The organism is Ruegeria sp. CI1, assembly GCF_056536925.1.
The window spans coordinates 1-16,647 of record NZ_JBQFQP010000022.1 but is presented as its reverse complement, the minus strand read 5'-3'; the positions used below and the strand labels follow the sequence as shown (position 1 = coordinate 16,647).

Sequence of the window (16,647 nt, the reverse complement as noted above, 5' to 3'; positions counted from 1 at the left end):
TCATCAGCTCCGCTTCAGTTTCGGGTCAAGTGCGTCGCGAAGGCCGTCACCCATAAGATTGATGGCGAGTACGGTCACGAGAATGGCAAGGCCGGGGAATGTTACGACCCACCATGCGCGTAGAATGAATTCACGTGCCTCAGCCAGCATCGTTCCCCATTCCGGTGTAGGTGGCTGCGCACCCATCCCAAGAAATCCCAGAGCCGCAGCGTCTAGAATCGCAGTCGAGAACGAAAGCGCCGCCTGTACTATGATTGGAGCCAAGCAGTTGGGCAGCACGGTTATGAACATCAGACGCGGTAAACCAGCGCCCGCTACTTGCGCGGATGTCACATAGTCTTTTTGCCGCTCTGACATGGCTTGCGCGCGGGTCAAGCGCACATAATGCGGAAGCAAAACGATCGCGATAGCAATCATGGCGTTCGTTAGCGACGGACCAAGGATCGCAACCAGAACCAGGGCCAGCAACAGCGACGGGAAGGCTAGGATGATATCCATGATCCGCATGATCAATGTGTCAACGAATTTGGGCGCAAAGCCCGAGAGCAAACCAACAATGATTCCGCCCGAAGCTGCTATGGTTACAACCACGATGCCGACAAAAAACGAGTAGCGCGACCCGGCGATAAGGCGCGAGAGGATATCTCGCCCTAGCGGGTCAGTGCCCAGAACAAACTCCCAGCTTCCGCCTTCAGCCCAGACGGGAGGTTGCAAGATGTGTTCGCGAAACTGTTCCGTCGGATCGTAAGGCGCAAGCCATGGCGCCAGAGCCGCACACAAAACAAAGGCGGTAAAAAACCAAAGACCGATGACTGCCCCGCGATTTTCGCGGAAATAGTACCAGAACTCGCGCACGGCATTTGGGCGTTCCGGGCTGGTAGTCGGTGACTGAATTGTCTGAATCGCCATTACCGCTTCCTAATCTTGGGGTTGATCACACCGTACAGCACATCAACGATTAGATTTACGATCATTACGATCACTGCGATCAACAACAATCCGCCCTGCACCACGGGATAGTCGCGGCGTGAAATACTGTCGACCATCCACTTGCCGATACCCGGCCAGCTAAAGATTGTTTCGGTCAAAATGGCGCCGGCCAATAGCGTTCCGACCGAAAGGCCGATCACCGTGATGACCGGGATCAGTGCGTTGCGCAGCGCATGGAGACCATTGATACGTGATGGGCTGAGACCTTTTGCGCGGGCGGTGCGTATATAATCTTCGCCCAACACCTCAAGCATCGCCGAACGGGTCTGGCGCGCAATAACCGCAAGTGGAATTGTCCCCAGAACGATTGTCGGCAAGATCAGGTGACGAACGGCAGACTTGAATGCGCCCTCCTGCCCCGAAAGCAAGCTGTCAACTAGCATCAGGCCAGTTACGTTGTCGAACCAATATATCAAATCGATGCGGCCTGAAACCGGCGTCCAACCCAGATTGCCCGAAAATACGATAATCAACAGCAGTGCCCACCAGAAGATCGGCATCGAGTAGCCGACCAAAGCCGATGACATCAGCAGCCTGTCGAACAATTTACCCCGGTTCACAGCGGCAATTACTCCAGCGGGAAGACCAAGTGCGACCGCAAAAATCATGGCACAGATCGATAGTTCCAGAGTTGCCGGAAACAGCGAAAAGAACTCATCCCAAACCGGTTTCTTGGTAACGAAGCTTTCGCCCAGATCGCCCTGCATCACGCCAAATAGATAATCGGAGTATTGTTGCCAGACCGGTTTGTCGAAACCGAGTTTTTCCACCATCTCCTGATAGCGTTCTTCGGTCATGCCGCGTTCTCCGGCCATGACAATAATGGGATCACCAGGCAGAATCCGGATGAACATGAAGGAAATCAGCGTCACTCCGATGAAAGTCGGAATGAACGTTCCCAATCTTGCAAATAGATAGCGTAGCATCAGCGTCCCACGACCATGAGGTCTTTTGGAAAGGTTGTAAGGCTGCGATAGCCGTCTGCGGTTACCAGAACATCGTCTTCGATCCTGACACCGAATTTGCCTACTGCATAGAGGCCGGGCTCATTCGTATACACAGTTCCAGCGGGAAGAACCGTGTGATTGCCGCGCATGACATAGGGTGCCTCGTGAACATCTCGCCCCAGCCCATGACCGGTTTTGGTGCGAATGCGATCTGCATAAGGCGATGCCTCCAAAACGCCTGTAACCGCATCGTCAATCTGATGTGCGGTTACACCGGCGCAGGTCACTTCGAGACCCTTCATGTTTGCGGCAAGGACGGTGTTATAGACATCTCGCGCCTCATCTGAGGCTTCCTTCACGAATACGGTCCGAGTTATGTCGGCGGCAAAACCATGTTTCCTCGCACCGAAATCGAACAACAAAGCATCACCTGCTTTGATCTTGTAATCTTCTCGAGCGTGCGCATGCGGGAGGGCCGTATTTTCTCCTGCCGCTACAATAGGTGAAAAAGCCATATCATCCGCCCCCTCTGCGAAAAGAGCGTGTATTAATGCGGCTTCAACTTGTTTCTCCGTCTGCCCGATCTGCACATTCTCCAGAACAGGAAACAAAGCCCGCTCCGAAATTGCGATTGCAGTTTCGAGAGCAGCAATATCTTCGGCGGACTTGATCATCCGCAAGCCTGAAATTTCACGCTCCCCATCAATGATCTGCAGTTCTTCATAGGCTTGCATCAACGCATGATGTACGAAAACGCGCATCACTTGACCTTCGACGGCCACCCTTTGGATTGGTCGCTGCGTTGCAAGAGCCGCAAAAGCATCATAATACCCCGTCTGATCTTTCCAATCAAAAACGTCGCCTTCGAACGCCACAAGATCCCAGCTGTCCAGTTCGAGATTAGGAACAATGGCCGCAGGTTTACCTTGTACAGGGATGATGACAAGGAATGGGCGTTCATGGCTCATGAAACTATGGCCAAGTGCACGCGTGAAATTCGGCCCGGGCACCAAGGCCACCGCATCGACCGAAAGATCGCGAGCAACCTGACGATAATCGGCAAGGCGATCAGTCATTGGCTATGTCTCCGCAGACAAAAAGAACCGGGGCCGCATTTGCAGCCCCGGTTCAGGTTCAGATGGTTATTCGACGCTCACGCCATAGAAGATGTGTCCACCAAGCGGATGAACCTTGTAGCCCTTCACGTTGTTTACCATCGGCATGAACACGACCGAATGCGCAATAGTGGCCCACGGCGCTTGCTCTTTGAAGATGACCTGGGCCTCTTCATAAAGCTTGGTCCTCTCGGCTACGTCCGTGGACTGCTTGGCCTGCTTGATGACGTTGTCGAACGGCTCATGGCACCACTGCGCTCGGTTCGAAGCTTCAACACCGTCACAGCCCAACAATACTGCCAGGAAATTGTCCGGATCCCCATTGTCACCGGTCCAACCGAGCAAAACAGCACCGTCACGGTTCAGCTCCTTCGAGCGCGACAGGTATTCGCCCCATTCGTAGGACACAATTTCCACATCCACACCGACTTTGGCGAAGTCTGCCTGGATAAGTTCGGCCATGCGGCGTGCATTTGGGTTGTAGGGACGCTGCACCGGCATTGCCCAGATTTTCATGCTCAGATCCGAAACGCCTTCGGCTTCCAGAGCTGCCTTTGCAGCTTCTGGATCATAAGCATCATCGACAATTGCTTCGTTGTAGCTCCACATTGTCGGGGGGATTGGGTTCTTGGCTGCCTGGCCCGAACCCTGGAACACGACATCGATGATCGCATTTTTGTCGATGGCCATGTTCAGCGCCTTGCGGACCTTGGGATTGTCGAAGGGTGCCATGGTGGTGTTGTACGCCAGATATCCGACGTTCAAGCCTTCCTGCTCCATCACATTGATGGCGGGGTCATCCTTCATCGCCTGAATATCAGCCGGGTTTGGATAAGGCATGACGTGGCATTCGCCCGCTTTCAGCTTTTGGTAGCGCACCGAAGCATCGGGAGTAATGGCAAAGATCAATTGGTCGATATCGGCTTTTCCGTTCCAATAGTCGGCGTTTGCCTGATAGCGAATGACAGCGTCTTTCTGATACGCCACCATTTCGAACGGGCCGGTGCCGATCGGGTTGGTGTTGATCTTTTCTGGTGTACCCGCATCCATCATTGCCTGCGCATATTCCGCAGACAGGATGGAGGCAAAGTCCATTGCCATATTGGCCACGAACGGTGCTTCGGGCGTATTCAGTGTGAACTTAACAGTGTGATCGTCGAGTTTTTCGACCGATTTCACCAAATCCGGCATTCCCATACCGTTGAAGTATTCCCATGTCCCGCCGTTCACTTTGTTGAACGGATGGTCTTCAAGCCGTTGACGTTCGAACGTGAAAATCACGTCATCGGCATTGAAGTCGCGAGTGGGTGTGAATTCGTCATTCGAATGGAATTTGACGCCCTTTCGCAGCGTGAATGTGTATTCAAGACCGTCATCGCTGGCTTCGACGCTTTCAGCCAGTCCCGGAATTACGTTGGTGGTTCCGGTTTCGAACTCCATCAAGCGGTTATAGATGGGGTGTGATGAGGCGTCGAACGTGGTGCCCGCCGTGAACAACGCCGGGTCGAACCCTTCCGGTGAACCTTCTGAGCAATAGACAAGCGTTCCGCCCGCAAGAGCTGGTCCCGCCATCAGTCCTATTGCGGCAGTTGCCGCTAAAATCTTGGATTTCATTGTTTACTCCCTTGTTATTATTTCTGATCGCTTCAGCACATCAGAATTCAGGCAACTTCCCGGTCACATTCGCTGACGGGGAAACTGTATGATGTTTTTAGTATATTGTATCCAATATCAACCTCATTCGTACGGGATTTTTCACAGAGCAATGGAAGCGACCGAGACTCCGCGCTATTGGAACGAAAATAACAAAAAACAATCACAACGGAGACGATTGTTACCCGGCCTCAAGATCTCGCAGGGCCTTATGATCAGGAATCACAAGAATAACCTGGATCAAAACCGGACGCCTGATCGATGGCCACAGTCGGTCGCACATTCCGACCAAAGTCCCTTTTCTTGTCGGACGTGTTGAGGATTATGGGTATATGACAATCATTCGGCGATATGCCTCGCTATGGCAGAATATGTCTTTGGCCACTCAATTTGGTCTTACTGGAGGCGTGGTGTTGGTCTTCGCAGCCCTTATCGTCGGAGCAATAGTCACTCGCCGGATCGAAGAAAGCGTCGTCCGCAATACCGCAAACGCAACCGCGCTTTATATGGAGAGCTTTGTCTCTCCGATCTCGCAACAGCTTGCCGACAGCGATGAGCTGTCTGAAAACGCTCAGCGCGCTCTGGATGAGATTTTCAATAACACACCGCTTGGTGAGCGCATCGTATCCTACAAAATCTGGAAAAAAGGCGGGCGCATTGTCGAAGCATCAGACCGCAGTCTGATCAACCGAGTGTTTGAAGTCACCCCGCCCTTGAAAGCAGCTTGGCAAGGCCAAGTGAGCGGTGAATTCGAGGAAGTTGGTGACGAAGAGGCTGAAAACGAAAGTGCGCTTGGCCTACCTTTGTTGGAGGTCTATTCCCCGATCCATGAGGTATGGACCGGCGAAGTTATCGCTGTGGCGGAGATTTATGAGGCTAACCCGCAGCTACGTAACGATCTCGTCGCCGCGCGCCAAACCGCTTGGGCAACTGTGGTTGGTGTCATATCGGCTATCGGAGCTGCGTTATACCTGATCGTGCGCCGCGGCAGCCGCACGATAGAGCGCCAACGCGCAGGATTGAATTCGCAGTTCCGGGATTTACGAGCTTTGTCCGCACGCAATCTCGATCTGCGTCGACGGGTTCAGGAAGCGGCGGCCAGATCGGCGGCCAGTACAGAGCACGCGCTACTTCAGATCGGAGCCGATTTGCATGATGGTCCGGCGCAATATCTGGCTTTCGCGGCTCTGCGCCTTGACGATTTGCGCGAAAAGCAAACCGATGATGCTGCTCGTTCCGAACTTGATGGTGTCAACGAGGCCTTGAAACAGGCCATGGAAGAAGTACGTTTCATATCGCAGGGCCTGTCTTTGCCCAATATCGCTGATATCCAGCTTTGTGACGTTGTCGCAAAAGCTGTCAGCGCTCATGAGAACCGTTCGGAACACGACGTTTCTGTTCTATGTGAATGTGAAAGTTTCCATGCATCTCCAGCGGAAAGGATCTGTATATATCGCTTTGTCCAGGAAGGCCTGAATAATGCTTCGCGCCATGGTGGCGGAACCGGCTTGGAAGTCCAAATGAAATGCGACAAGCAGTCGTTGTCACTTGCCGTGAGGGATCGCGGCACAGGGTTCGGACCGGATGGTCCCAGTCTCGGCCTTGGCCTAAGCGGATTGCGCGACCGCGTTGAAAGCCTTGGCGGCACTTTCCGCACATCAAACCGACAGGAAGGCGGCGGCGAGATTTGCATGATGTTTGAAACAGGAGATCACAGATGATCAAAACCCGCGTCGTATTGGCCGATGATCACCCGCTGTTTCGCGAAGGCGTTGCCCGCACCTTGGACGAAAGTAAGGATTTCGAAGTCGTCGGGCAAGCGACGACCGGAAAGGAAGCCGTAGAAATGACTTCCAGTCTGAAGCCCGACCTGGTCTTGCTTGATCTGTCCATGCCGGACGGGGGGCAATGGGCTCTGACCCAAATAGCCAAGGGTGAACACAAGGCGTTGGTTGCCATGCTCACAGTTTCCGAAGATGATGACTCTATTCTGGCGGCACTTTCTGCCGGTGCTTCAGGCTATGTGCTCAAAGGAGTTGGCTCGCGTGAGTTGATCCGGGTCTTGACAGATTTGGTAGCGGGCCGCAGCTATGTTGCACCCTCCCTGGCCGCCAAGGTTCTGACTCGGATGAACCGTCCGCGCCAACCAGTTGAACGGGCCAACCCCATTGGTACATTGTCGAAACGGGAAGAAGACATCTTGCGGCTGGTCTCGCAGGGAAAAAGCAATAAGGAAGTCGGGTTGGCCCTCGATCTGCAAGAAAAAACTGTTAAGCACTATATGACTGCAATCTTACAAAAGCTGCATGTCCGGAATCGCACCGAAGCCGCGCTTTTGGCGCAAAGCCATTGGGGCCACCACTGACACTATTTCCCCGCTGGCTTTCCTGCGCGCCCGCTTGTGCGGGTTCGCGCACCATACTCGTCAGCACACCGGAACGGTGAAAGGCTTTCTACAAAAGCATCCAAAAAATCCAAAGCCAGCAATGACCTGCTTCCCGCAATTGGCTTTAAGATCGAAAGCCGATGTGGAACGTTGGGTTCGAACTCCCGTATTTCCAATCCTTTTCCGCGAAATGGTTCGGCGTCCAGAGACGATACAACAGAAACCCCCTGCCCTTGACTGACAAACATACAGGCGGTGGTGAATTGTCGAACTTCAATCCACGAATTGATCAGCACTCCATAATCCGCAAAGGCCGTCGACAGATGGCCAAAAAAGTTACTGTCCCGACGAGTGTGGATGATTTTCTCGGCTTGCAGATCGATCGGGTTGATGATTTCTCTTTCGGCTAGAGGATGCCACTCAGGGACGACACAAACTGTTCGAATTTTTATGTCTTCGCTTTCAACAGTGGGGTGTCCAGTAAATCCGTCAGTGATACCGCAATCGTATTGCTCTCCGACAATCCACTCAAGGATGCGCTCTGGCCGATCTGGTTCCAGCGTTACCGTTACACCGGGTCTTTCCTTCAAGAAGTCGGCAAGAACAGCAGGCAGATGACTGGTGGCAAACCCCGGCAGACACGCAATTCTCAAGTGACCAGCCGTGCGCTCCGACAGGTCTCGGTTGAGATCTTCCAAATGGCGCAAACTGTCAAAGATGCGCCCAACCTCGGATAACAGGTACCTCGCTTCACTGGTTGGGACCAATTGCCCGCCTTCGCGAACGAACAGATCTACAGCCACGGTTTTTGAAAAATCCGACAGTAGTCGACTTACCGCAGGTTGCGATACTTCCAGCACTTGTGCAGCTCGGGTCATCGATCCGGTCTGCGCCACTGCTTGAAAGGCTTCGAGTTGCCTGAGTTTGAATTTCATCCGTCCACCTGCGCCAGGTATCGATGCTTTGTGGATAATATTTTGTTATATTATTTGTCAAAAAACTTTTGCTTGCATTATTGGTTTAGTTGCTCAAATGCTGTGTCATACATACGCATCGGGAGGTAACAATGTCTGTCAAATCCATTTTTGTAGCGTCTTCCATAGCAGCGGCGATGGCAACGACCGCGCTGGCTCAGACCGAAGTTCAGTGGTGGCACGCCATGGGCGGCACAAACGGAGAGCGGGTCAACAAGATTGCAGAGGACTTCAACGCGACGCAAAGTGATTATAAGATCGTCCCTGTATATAAGGGAAACTATACTGAAACCATGACCGCTGCGATTGCGGCCTTCCGCGCCAAGGAGCACCCGGCAATCGTTCAGGTGTTCGAAGTTGGCACTGCCACCATGATGGCCGCAAAGGGCGCCATTTATCCCGTGGAACAACTGATGAACGATACCGGTGAACCGTTTGATGGCGGCGACTATCTGCCGGCGGTGGTGTCCTATTATCAAACTCCTGAGGGCGAACTGCTTTCAATGCCGTTCAACAGCTCCACGCCTGTCCTTTGGTACAACAAGGATGCGCTGGATGCAGCCGGTGCTTCGGTTCCCGCCACTTGGGACGAAGTCAAGGAGACGGCTCAGAAGCTGGTCGACAACGGCATGAAATGCGGGCTTTCCTTTGGATGGCAATCCTGGGTTATGATCGAAAACTTCTCGGCATGGCACAATATGCCGATCGGCACGAAGGAAAACGGCTTTGCCGGGTTTGACACCGAATTCACCTTTAACAACGAAAAAGTCGCGGCGCGTCTGGACGACATCGCGTCCATGTCCGACGGCAACTTGTTCGTGTATGGCGGGCGTCGCGGCGACAGCTTGCCAATGTTCACAAATGGCGAATGCGGAATGTGGATGAACTCGTCAGCCTATTACGGCTCGATCAAATCACAAGCTGAGTTCGAATTTGGCCAGACAATGTTGCCGCTGGACACGTCGGTTTCCGACGCGCCGCAAAACTCGATCATCGGGGGCGCAACCTTGTGGGTTCTGAGTGGGCGGGACGAAGCCGAATATCCCGGCGTCGCCAAGTTCCTGACATACCTGTCCTCGCCCGAAGTGCAGGCGTGGTGGCATCAGGAGACCGGATATGTTCCGATCACCACCGCCGCATATGTTTTGTCCAAAGAACAGGGTTTCTATGATGCGAATCCTGGCACAGATACCGCAATCAAGCAGCTCAGCCTAAACACGCCAACTCCGAACAGCCGAGGTTTGCGCTTTGGCAACTTCGTTCAGGTCCGCGACGTGATCAACGAAGAGATGGAGGAAGTCTGGGCTGGCAACAAATCCGCCGCCGAGGCGCTTGATGCGGCTGTGGAACGCGGCAACGATCTGCTGCGCAAATTCGAACGCACGGCAAACTGATACTATACAACTTGTTGATCCCGCAGGGTAATGCCCTGCGGGGTCTGACGCCATCTGGAGTCCGCCATGCTGAAGCGCGTGCATTTCCCGACGTCGCCGCTGCCCTATGTCCTTGTGGCGCCGCAGCTTGTCATCACCTTGGTGTTTTTCATTTGGCCCGCCAGCCAGGCAGTCTATCAATCGTTTCTCATCGAAGACGCGTTTGGTCTCGGAACTGAATTCGTTTGGCTGGAAAATTATGAACTGCTCTGGTCAGACAAAAGTTACATTGCGACGTTCTGGCGGACCGCATACTTCTCGTTGGCCGTCGCGGCGCTTTCGATGATCTTTGCGTTGTTCTTGGCAGGATTTGCCCAGCGGGTGCTGCGCGGCGCCTTGTTCTATCGTACGATGCTGATCTGGCCCTATGCCGTTGCTCCGGTTCTGGCGGGCGCGCTTTGGGTTTTTATGTTCAATCCCACGTTGGGTATCTTACCATACCTCCTTGAATTCGTCGGAATCGAATGGAACCATTACCTTAGCGGCGGACAAGCCATGTTTCTTGTTATTCTAGCCGCCGCGTGGAAACAGGTTGCCTATAACTTTCTGTTCTATCTTGCGGCGATGCAGTCGATCCCGAACAGTGTTATCGAAGCTGCAGCAATCGACGGCGCTGGCCCATCGCGCCGTTTCTGGACAATTATTTTCCCACTGATTTCACCCACGACTTTTTTCTTGCTGGTGATCAACATGGTCTATGCCTTTTTTGAAACCTTCGGGATTATCCATGCAGTCACACAAGGAGGCCCCGGAACGTCAACCACAATTCTTGTCTACAAGGTATTCAATGATGGTTTCGTAGGCCTCGATCTTGGGGGGTCGGCGGCGCAGTCGGTCATCCTGATGGTTCTTGTCATCGCCATGACTGTGATCCAGTTCCGCTATGTCGAGCGAAAGGTGGAATACTGATGATCGAGAACCGACCTATCACAAATCTGGTCACCCACATCGTTCTGATCCTGGGCGTCGTCGCCATTGCGCTACCTGTATGGATCACCTTTGTTGCGGCAACTCACAGCGAATTGCGCATGAGCCAAGCCCCTCTACCTCTACTGCCGGGGAGTTACCTATGGGAAAACCTCAAACAAACGTTGTTCGGGGCAGGTCTGCGAGGAACCGAAATAGCCCCTGTATGGCTGATGTTGCTTAACAGCCTGGCAATGGCCATGATGATAGCGATCGGCAAAATCGCAATCTCACTACTATCGGCCTTTGCCATCGTGTATTTCAAGTTCCCGTTCCGCATGCTGAGTTTCTGGCTAATCTTCATCACCTTGATGCTGCCGGTCGAAGTACGGATTCTTCCTACTTTCGAAGTTGTCGCCAATCTTGGAATGCTGAACAGTTACTGGGGGTTGTCGATCCCGTTGATCGCGTCGGCAACGGCTACATTCATGTTCCGGCAGGTGTTTCTGACGGTACCCGACGAATTGCTGGAAAGTGCACGCGTCGACGGTGCAGGCCCGATGCGTTTCTTTTGGGACATTCTACTGCCGATGTCGCGGACGAATATTGCGGCTTTGTTCGTAATTCTCTTCATTTTCGGCTGGAACCAGTATCTGTGGCCGCTGCTGATTACAACCGACACATCGATGACCACAATCGTGATGTCGATAAAGCAGATGCTTGAAGCCGCCGAACAAACGCCGCTTTGGAACATCATCATGATGACCGCGCTGTTGGCGATGATCCCACCGATTATCGTCGTCATCGCGATGCAAAGGCTCTTTGTTCAGGGCTTGACGGAAACAGATAAGTAGGGTGCCCACAATGGCTGAAATCCACCTAAAAGACCTCGTCAAATCCTATGGGCAGACCGAAGTGTTGCACCACATCGAAGGAAAGATTGCTGATGGCGAATTTATCGTCATCGTCGGCCCTTCGGGCTGTGGTAAGTCCACCCTTTTGCGAATGATTGCCGGACTGGAGACCGTGACATCAGGCGAAATCCGCATCGGAGATCAACGCGTGAATGATCTGGAACCCGCGCAACGCGACATTGCAATGGTTTTCCAGAACTATGCCCTGTATCCGCATATGTCCGTGCGAGATAACATCTCCTACGGCCTTAAGATCCGCAAACTGCCGAAAGACGAAATTGCCCGCCGGGTCGAAGACGTTGCGGACATTCTTGAGATCCGACAGTACCTTGACCGGAAGCCGCGTCAGTTGTCCGGCGGACAGCGCCAACGTGTCGCCATGGGTCGGGCGATCGTCAGAGATCCGCAGGTTTTCCTGTTTGACGAACCGCTTTCCAATCTGGATGCCAAGTTGCGAGTACAGATGCGTTTGGAAATCCGAAAGCTGCAACAACGGCTAGGTGTTACCTCGATCTACGTGACTCACGATCAGGTCGAAGCCATGACCTTGGGAGATCGGCTCATGGTGTTGAATGGCGGTTATGTGGAACAGTTCGGAACACCAATCGAACTATATGACAAACCGGAATCGATATTTGTCGCCGGCTTCATTGGAAGTCCTGCCATGAACTTCGTAAAGGTCAAGGTTGATGAAGGTCAGGCTATCTTACCGAATAACGCGGCGATTCCGTTGGGCACACAGTTCACTGGCGAAGCAATCGTTGGCCTGCGCCCTGAACATCTGATCCCGAATGAAGGTGGGCCTATCGCACTGGAAATTGATCTCCTGGAGCAACTAGGAGCCAACACCCTTTTGCACGGGCGCCTGCAAAACTCAGATCAAGAACTGATTGCGTCCGTTCCGGGACATACAACCATCAATCAAGGGAAAACTCGGCGGTTTTCGATCGATCCGGATTTGGTGCATCTGTTTGACCCTGCAACCGAGAAACGAATGTGACTCGGATGAGATTTCCTCAGATCAAGGCATTTTCGGGCGATACCCGAACCATCCGCATCATCGGTCATCGTGGGGCACGTGGAATTCTGCCGGAAAACACCTTGGCGGGATTTGAGTTCGCACTTTCCTGCGGTGTCAAGCTATTGGAGTTCGATGTTGCGATGAGCGGGGACAGGGTTCCTGTCGTCACGCACAATCACCGACTTAGCAATGCCATGGTTCGTGATCCGAACGGACAGTGGCTGCGCGGAGAAGAGCGTAAGATTTCCTCTCTTTCCATGACAGAGCTTTCGAGGTTCGATGTAGGAGGATTGGATGGACAAAGCGACTATGGTAAACGCTTCCCAGATCAGGCATTTCTGTACGGCATAGGTATACCGCGCCTGAGCGAACTGTTTGATCTAGTTAACCAGCCTGAACATCGCGATGTTCATTTAATGCTGGAAATCAAGTCGGACCCTGAAATTCTGAATGATTTCGAGTGGCGCAGGGATTTGGTTGCCGCAGTCGTTGCCGACATTCGCACCGCGAATCTAGAAGAAAAAACAATCTTGCACAGTTTTGACTGGAACCTATTGAGTGAGTGTCGCAATCAAGCACCTGATATCCCGACTTCCTACCTTTCTGAGCTACCCACAAACAAAGACGAGATCGGTGAGGACTCTTCCAAGTCGGTTGGCCCGGATCTGAGCAGTGGGGTGGTGAGTTTACCCGATTTGGTATACCAGGCGGGTGGCCAGTTTTGGTGCCCGCGCTACTCGGATATTACCGCCACCGACATGGCGCGTGCGCGTGAACTTGATCTTTGCGTCGCGGTTTGGACCGTTAACGAACCAGAAGCCATTGATCAAATGATCGATCTGCAGATCGATTCCATCGTCACGGACTATCCCGGTCGTGTTCAGCGCCGCTTGATTGAACGGGGGTACACGTGGCTGGATCGCTGCCCGGAGATGGCATAGCTATGAATTCGGCTCGGGCTGCGTTTGACAAGTACGAGGATATTCGCGTACGTTTGGCAAAGATTCAGGCGCGCAAACCTGCTCAACCGATTACGTCGCTTTTGGGTATTGTAGATCATACAGTTGCTAGTCACCGGCGTAACCGCCTGCGCACAAATCTCGCGCTTCTCCTCATCCGCCCAAAACCGCTTCTTCCGCCCGCTCATAGAGTGCCCCTTAGTGTCCACTATCGATGGTGGACACTTAGCCCCCGCTAGCGGCACGCGTTAGGTCGGGTTCAACGGACGCTTACGACGCATCCGCGCTAAGCGCCTGGAGTGGGATTCACGCAAATTGGCAGCTCGGTCGGATTTGACCAAACCCATGTCTCAAAATCATGTAACCGCTTAATTCTCCGCTAGGACTAGCGGGTTAAAACCGCCACTGCGCCAGCTCTGCAATGCCGAAGTAAAGTTCGGTCCCGGCAGGCCGTCGATCACACTGGTGTACAGCCCCGCTTCCTGCAGCAGTCTTTGTACTTCCATGATTGTCTGTCGTTTCCACTGGTCGGATACCTGGGTCAGTTGTTTGATGATTGTTCCGTCATCTTCTGCGGCTCCACGCAACAAGGTACGAGCGGCTTGCGTCGCATCCCGTGGCACACCCCGGCCTTCGTCCAACAGAATAGCAGCGGCCAGGAAACCCTGGTATTCGCCCTCGCGTGCCGCTTTCTGAAAAAAACCAAGAGCCTGCGATGGTATTCCAGCTATGCCATCCTGCGCCAATACCCCCAAATTGAAAGTTGCCTTGGGGGAACCGCCATCAGCAGCGCGCTTGAGCAAGGATATCGCTCTCTGTTCGTCTTTGGCAACAATTTGACCTTGGAACAGAATCACAGCCAGATTGATCATCGCATCAAAACTGCCGCCTTCGACAGCGCGTTCATACAACGCCAGTGCTTGGTCCGTATTCCGAGACACTCCGGTTCCGCTTTCATAGAGCTGCGCCAACGATACCATAGCGCGCAAGTCACCCCGCTCAGCAGCCTGCTTATACAGAGTCACAGCCCTGTCCAAATCACCGCTCGCAATTGTTGCTCGGGCCAGCAAAGCGACGTAGTGGGGCAAATCTGGTGATTGCACGGTCGCAGCGCTGCATGCCTGAATGGCCGTCATGGCGTTTTGTTTCAGATGGTCAAACGGAACACCAGGGATACTGGCCGTTCGGTCGCGAGGATGGGTTGCCAGCCTTTCACAGATTCCACCAGGGCTTGAATCCTCGGGTCGTGGAATCGACTGAAGCAATCGCTTGGCTTGGGTTGAATGAGAACCATCCGGATATTGCTCAATATAGAATTCCAGCAAAGGACGCATCCGGCTGCGTTGTGCGAGCTTCCACAAACGTTCGGCTTGAGCGTCCTCATCCTCTACCGCGAGGGCACGGGTTCGCGCTCCAATCTGTTCAAACTGATCCAGAAAGGCCTCGACCTCGCCAGTGTGAGATCCCTGGGGGTAGCGATCCATATATAGCTGCATGAGCGTTGGGTCTTGCGCACTTGCCGCCACTTGCCACAGCAGGGTTTCTTCGGAAGCAGTTGCCGGACTGTTGTCAAAGCGGAACTGCCGCGTCATTGAGGAATTATCCCAAGGAATCTGCCGCCCTCCGGTCGCTGCAAGAACATCCCTGCGCACCGAAATCATCATATCTGAAATATCCTGTCCCGGAGTATAAATATGGCTGAGCATAGCTTCCGTAAAAAAGCTGTTCCTTCCGGTTCCGTCGTAGGCAACATTGTCTGGTTGGGTGGCATACGCGAAAAGAAAATCAGCCGAACTGCCGACCCGCGCCAGTCCGTCACCGCCCACATTCAAACCGGAGTCTTCAAACGGGTTGTCTCGGCAAGCATCCAAAAAAATCAGTCGAACACCTTTCGATTTCTCCATACGCGCGATGAACTCGCTGATCGGTACAGTCTGTGTGACGACATCTTGAGCCGATGAGATTTTGGCATCTACAGGAAGCAAATAGTTTTGCCCTTCGACCTGAAAACCATGACCCGCGTAGAAGAACAACGAGACATCAGAATCCGCTGCAGCAGATGCAAAAGCGTCAGCCATCGCCGTCATTTCGGCTTGTTGCAAATCCGTACCAAGAAATACTTCAAATCCCAGCCCTTCTAGCGCAATTGCCAGATCTGATGCGTCATTGATCGGATTGTCCAACGGGCTGACCGCCTGATAAGCAGAGTTACCGATTACCAAGGCAACCCTTTTTTCCGCAAATGCCGCAACAGCATTCACCGATACAAGCGCCAACGCCAATAACAAGCGGATTAGGATCACGGGACCATTGCTCCGACAGTCTACAAACCAGTGGCGTTGTATCGGCAGAATTCGAAACAACCAATCGCGGCCATGATTGTTCTACCTGTTGATACTACAAACTGACAAGGTCTCGATCGCTGGCCGGGTGTTCAGTCTGGACCTGTCCCGATTTCGTGCTGCCGTCGCGGATTGTTGAAGCCGTTGATGTATTGGAAGATGGCCAGTTCGACGTCTCTGCACGTTTGCAACGATCTTCGCCAGAATATTTCCGCCTTGATCGTCTTGAAGAACGTCTCGGAGGCGGAGTTGTCATAGCAGCTGCCTTTGCCGCTCATCGATACTTGGAAGCCGTGCTGACGCAAGAGCTTCTGATAATTGTGGGCGCAGTTTTGGCTGCCACGGTCCGTGTGGCGGAGGCAGCCTTTGGGAGGCTGCCGCAGAGCTACGGCCATCTGTATCGAGCCAGTGAAATCCTGCTCATGCTATAAGAAAGGACCTAGCAATGAGCGATACGATGACAGAGGCAGTGAAACGATGGACGGCTAGGCGCAAATCAGCGCTGGTCGTTGAGATCATTCAGGGCAAGACGACGGTGGCCGAGGCGAGCCGGACTTACGACCTTGCACCATCAGAGATCGAGAGTTGGGTTGATGATGCCAAGAAGGGCATGGAGAACGCCCTGAAGACCAATCCGCTCGACGTTCGACAGGAATATGGAAAGCAGCTCAAAGACCTTCAGGAAGCTTACGGCGAAGCCATGCTGGAGCTCCGGGCGCTTCATGAGGGCCTTCTCGCTGATGGTGACGCCGTGCCGATCTCCAGGCTTTGCACCTGGTTCGGAGTTCCGCGCCGCACGGTCTACTACAAGCCGATGAAGGCCGCGCCGAAGCTGGACGATCGGTTCATTGCGCCGATCAAGTCCATGATCGAGGAGAACCCGTCGTTTGGCTATCGCTGTCTGACGTCAGCACCAATGGGACAGTTTAGGTCGATTTGATAAGAGAGGGTTTCTGGCTCATCGTAACCGCCAAGGAGTGGAGATGAGAAAGAAACCCGGAACCAAG

The 16,647-nt window shown here is 53.3% G+C and carries 14 protein-coding genes and 1 pseudogene; 8 read left to right on the top strand and 7 right to left on the bottom strand.

The annotated features are described in order from the left end of the window. Nucleotides 1-3 precede the first annotated feature (3 nt). From ACR0LZ_RS20090 to ACR0LZ_RS20075, 4 genes are all read right to left on the bottom strand, one after another. On the bottom strand, nucleotides 4-909 hold the full coding sequence (locus ACR0LZ_RS20090; protein ID WP_480751951.1) for an ABC transporter permease subunit: 906 nt from the start codon (nucleotides 907-909) through the stop codon (nucleotides 4-6). Beyond that, nucleotides 909-1,916, bottom strand: coding sequence for an ABC transporter permease subunit (locus tag ACR0LZ_RS20085; protein ID WP_480751950.1), 1,008 nt, complete (start codon nucleotides 1,914-1,916; stop codon nucleotides 909-911). Before ACR0LZ_RS20085 ends, ACR0LZ_RS20090 begins: the two co-directional genes overlap by 1 nt. Next, nucleotides 1,916-3,013 (bottom strand): M24 family metallopeptidase, encoded by a 1,098-nt coding sequence (locus ACR0LZ_RS20080; RefSeq protein WP_480751948.1) that lies wholly within the window; start codon nucleotides 3,011-3,013, stop codon nucleotides 1,916-1,918. Before ACR0LZ_RS20080 ends, ACR0LZ_RS20085 begins: the two co-directional genes overlap by 1 nt. Before the next feature lie 66 nt (nucleotides 3,014-3,079). Next, nucleotides 3,080-4,666: an ABC transporter substrate-binding protein gene (locus tag ACR0LZ_RS20075; protein ID WP_480751947.1), complete on the bottom strand. Its 1,587-nt coding sequence runs from the start codon at nucleotides 4,664-4,666 to the stop codon at nucleotides 3,080-3,082. A gap of 371 nt (nucleotides 4,667-5,037) precedes the next feature. Here ACR0LZ_RS20075 and ACR0LZ_RS20070 point away from each other — a divergent pair, with 371 nt between their 5' ends. Then, a complete protein-coding gene (locus ACR0LZ_RS20070) occupies nucleotides 5,038-6,426 on the top strand; it encodes a sensor histidine kinase (protein WP_480751945.1) in 1,389 nt (462 codons plus the stop codon). Further along, nucleotides 6,423-7,070 carry a response regulator gene (locus tag ACR0LZ_RS20065; protein ID WP_480751944.1) on the top strand — a complete coding sequence of 216 codons (648 nt, stop codon included), beginning with the start codon at nucleotides 6,423-6,425 and terminating at the stop codon, nucleotides 7,068-7,070. Before ACR0LZ_RS20070 ends, ACR0LZ_RS20065 begins: the two co-directional genes overlap by 4 nt. 2 nt (nucleotides 7,071-7,072) lie before the next feature. Here the strand turns inward: ACR0LZ_RS20065 and ACR0LZ_RS20060 are convergent, their stop codons facing one another. Beyond that, on the bottom strand, nucleotides 7,073-8,026 hold the full coding sequence (locus ACR0LZ_RS20060) for a LysR substrate-binding domain-containing protein (RefSeq protein WP_480751943.1): 954 nt from the start codon (nucleotides 8,024-8,026) through the stop codon (nucleotides 7,073-7,075). A gap of 131 nt (nucleotides 8,027-8,157) precedes the next feature. On the opposite strand from ACR0LZ_RS20060, the gene ugpB reads away from it, so the two are divergent. The 5 genes from ugpB to ACR0LZ_RS20035 all read left to right on the top strand — a co-directional run bounded on the left by ugpB (nucleotide 8,158) and on the right by ACR0LZ_RS20035 (nucleotide 13,280). After that, nucleotides 8,158-9,459, top strand: coding sequence for a sn-glycerol-3-phosphate ABC transporter substrate-binding protein UgpB (gene ugpB / locus ACR0LZ_RS20055; RefSeq protein ID WP_480751942.1), 1,302 nt, complete (start codon nucleotides 8,158-8,160; stop codon nucleotides 9,457-9,459). A 66-nt stretch (nucleotides 9,460-9,525) separates the two neighbouring features. Beyond that, nucleotides 9,526-10,407, top strand: coding sequence for a sn-glycerol-3-phosphate ABC transporter permease UgpA (gene ugpA, locus ACR0LZ_RS20050; protein WP_480751940.1), 882 nt, complete (start codon nucleotides 9,526-9,528; stop codon nucleotides 10,405-10,407). Continuing rightward, nucleotides 10,407-11,258, top strand: a complete 852-nt coding sequence (gene ugpE, locus ACR0LZ_RS20045) for a sn-glycerol-3-phosphate ABC transporter permease UgpE (protein WP_480751939.1) — start codon at nucleotides 10,407-10,409, stop codon at nucleotides 11,256-11,258. Before ugpA ends, ugpE begins: the two co-directional genes overlap by 1 nt. 10 nt (nucleotides 11,259-11,268) lie before the next feature. Continuing rightward, a complete protein-coding gene (locus ACR0LZ_RS20040; protein WP_480751938.1) occupies nucleotides 11,269-12,318 on the top strand; it encodes a sn-glycerol-3-phosphate import ATP-binding protein UgpC in 1,050 nt (349 codons plus the stop codon). Between the two features lie 5 nt (nucleotides 12,319-12,323). Continuing rightward, on the top strand, nucleotides 12,324-13,280 hold the full coding sequence (locus ACR0LZ_RS20035; RefSeq protein WP_480751937.1) for a glycerophosphodiester phosphodiesterase family protein: 957 nt from the start codon (nucleotides 12,324-12,326) through the stop codon (nucleotides 13,278-13,280). A gap of 386 nt (nucleotides 13,281-13,666) precedes the next feature. On the opposite strand, the gene ACR0LZ_RS20030 is transcribed toward ACR0LZ_RS20035, so the two are convergent. Beyond that, a complete protein-coding gene (locus ACR0LZ_RS20030) occupies nucleotides 13,667-15,601 on the bottom strand; it encodes a caspase family protein (RefSeq protein WP_480751935.1) in 1,935 nt (644 codons plus the stop codon). Nucleotides 15,602-15,732: 131 nt separating this feature from the next. Next, nucleotides 15,733-16,044, bottom strand: a pseudogene (locus ACR0LZ_RS20025) (IS3 family transposase); the annotation flags it as partial. Between the two features lie 41 nt (nucleotides 16,045-16,085). Between ACR0LZ_RS20025 and ACR0LZ_RS20020 the strand changes: the two are divergent. Then, complete coding sequence (locus ACR0LZ_RS20020; RefSeq protein ID WP_480751934.1) at nucleotides 16,086-16,580, top strand: DUF1153 domain-containing protein; 495 nt, start codon at nucleotides 16,086-16,088, stop codon at nucleotides 16,578-16,580. Nucleotides 16,581-16,647 lie beyond the last annotated feature (67 nt).

Excerpts from the sequence above, each read along its gene's own strand:
- ACR0LZ_RS20090 (WP_480751951.1), bottom strand. The coding sequence starts at position 909 with ATGGCGATTCAGACAATTCAGTCACCGACTACCAGCCCGGAACGCCCA.
- ACR0LZ_RS20085 (WP_480751950.1), bottom strand. The coding sequence starts at position 1,916 with ATGCTACGCTATCTATTTGCAAGATTGGGAACGTTCATTCCGACTTTC.
- ACR0LZ_RS20080 (WP_480751948.1), bottom strand. The coding sequence starts at position 3,013 with ATGACTGATCGCCTTGCCGATTATCGTCAGGTTGCTCGCGATCTTTCG.
- ACR0LZ_RS20075 (WP_480751947.1), bottom strand. The coding sequence starts at position 4,666 with ATGAAATCCAAGATTTTAGCGGCAACTGCCGCAATAGGACTGATGGCG.
- ACR0LZ_RS20070 (WP_480751945.1), top strand. The coding sequence starts at position 5,038 with ATGACAATCATTCGGCGATATGCCTCGCTATGGCAGAATATGTCTTTG.
- ACR0LZ_RS20065 (WP_480751944.1), top strand. The coding sequence starts at position 6,423 with ATGATCAAAACCCGCGTCGTATTGGCCGATGATCACCCGCTGTTTCGC.
- ACR0LZ_RS20060 (WP_480751943.1), bottom strand. The coding sequence starts at position 8,026 with ATGAAATTCAAACTCAGGCAACTCGAAGCCTTTCAAGCAGTGGCGCAG.
- ugpB (WP_480751942.1), top strand. The coding sequence starts at position 8,158 with ATGTCTGTCAAATCCATTTTTGTAGCGTCTTCCATAGCAGCGGCGATG.
- ugpA (WP_480751940.1), top strand. The coding sequence starts at position 9,526 with ATGCTGAAGCGCGTGCATTTCCCGACGTCGCCGCTGCCCTATGTCCTT.
- ugpE (WP_480751939.1), top strand. The coding sequence starts at position 10,407 with ATGATCGAGAACCGACCTATCACAAATCTGGTCACCCACATCGTTCTG.
- ACR0LZ_RS20040 (WP_480751938.1), top strand. The coding sequence starts at position 11,269 with ATGGCTGAAATCCACCTAAAAGACCTCGTCAAATCCTATGGGCAGACC.
- ACR0LZ_RS20035 (WP_480751937.1), top strand. The coding sequence starts at position 12,324 with ATGAGATTTCCTCAGATCAAGGCATTTTCGGGCGATACCCGAACCATC.
- ACR0LZ_RS20020 (WP_480751934.1), top strand. The coding sequence starts at position 16,086 with ATGAGCGATACGATGACAGAGGCAGTGAAACGATGGACGGCTAGGCGC.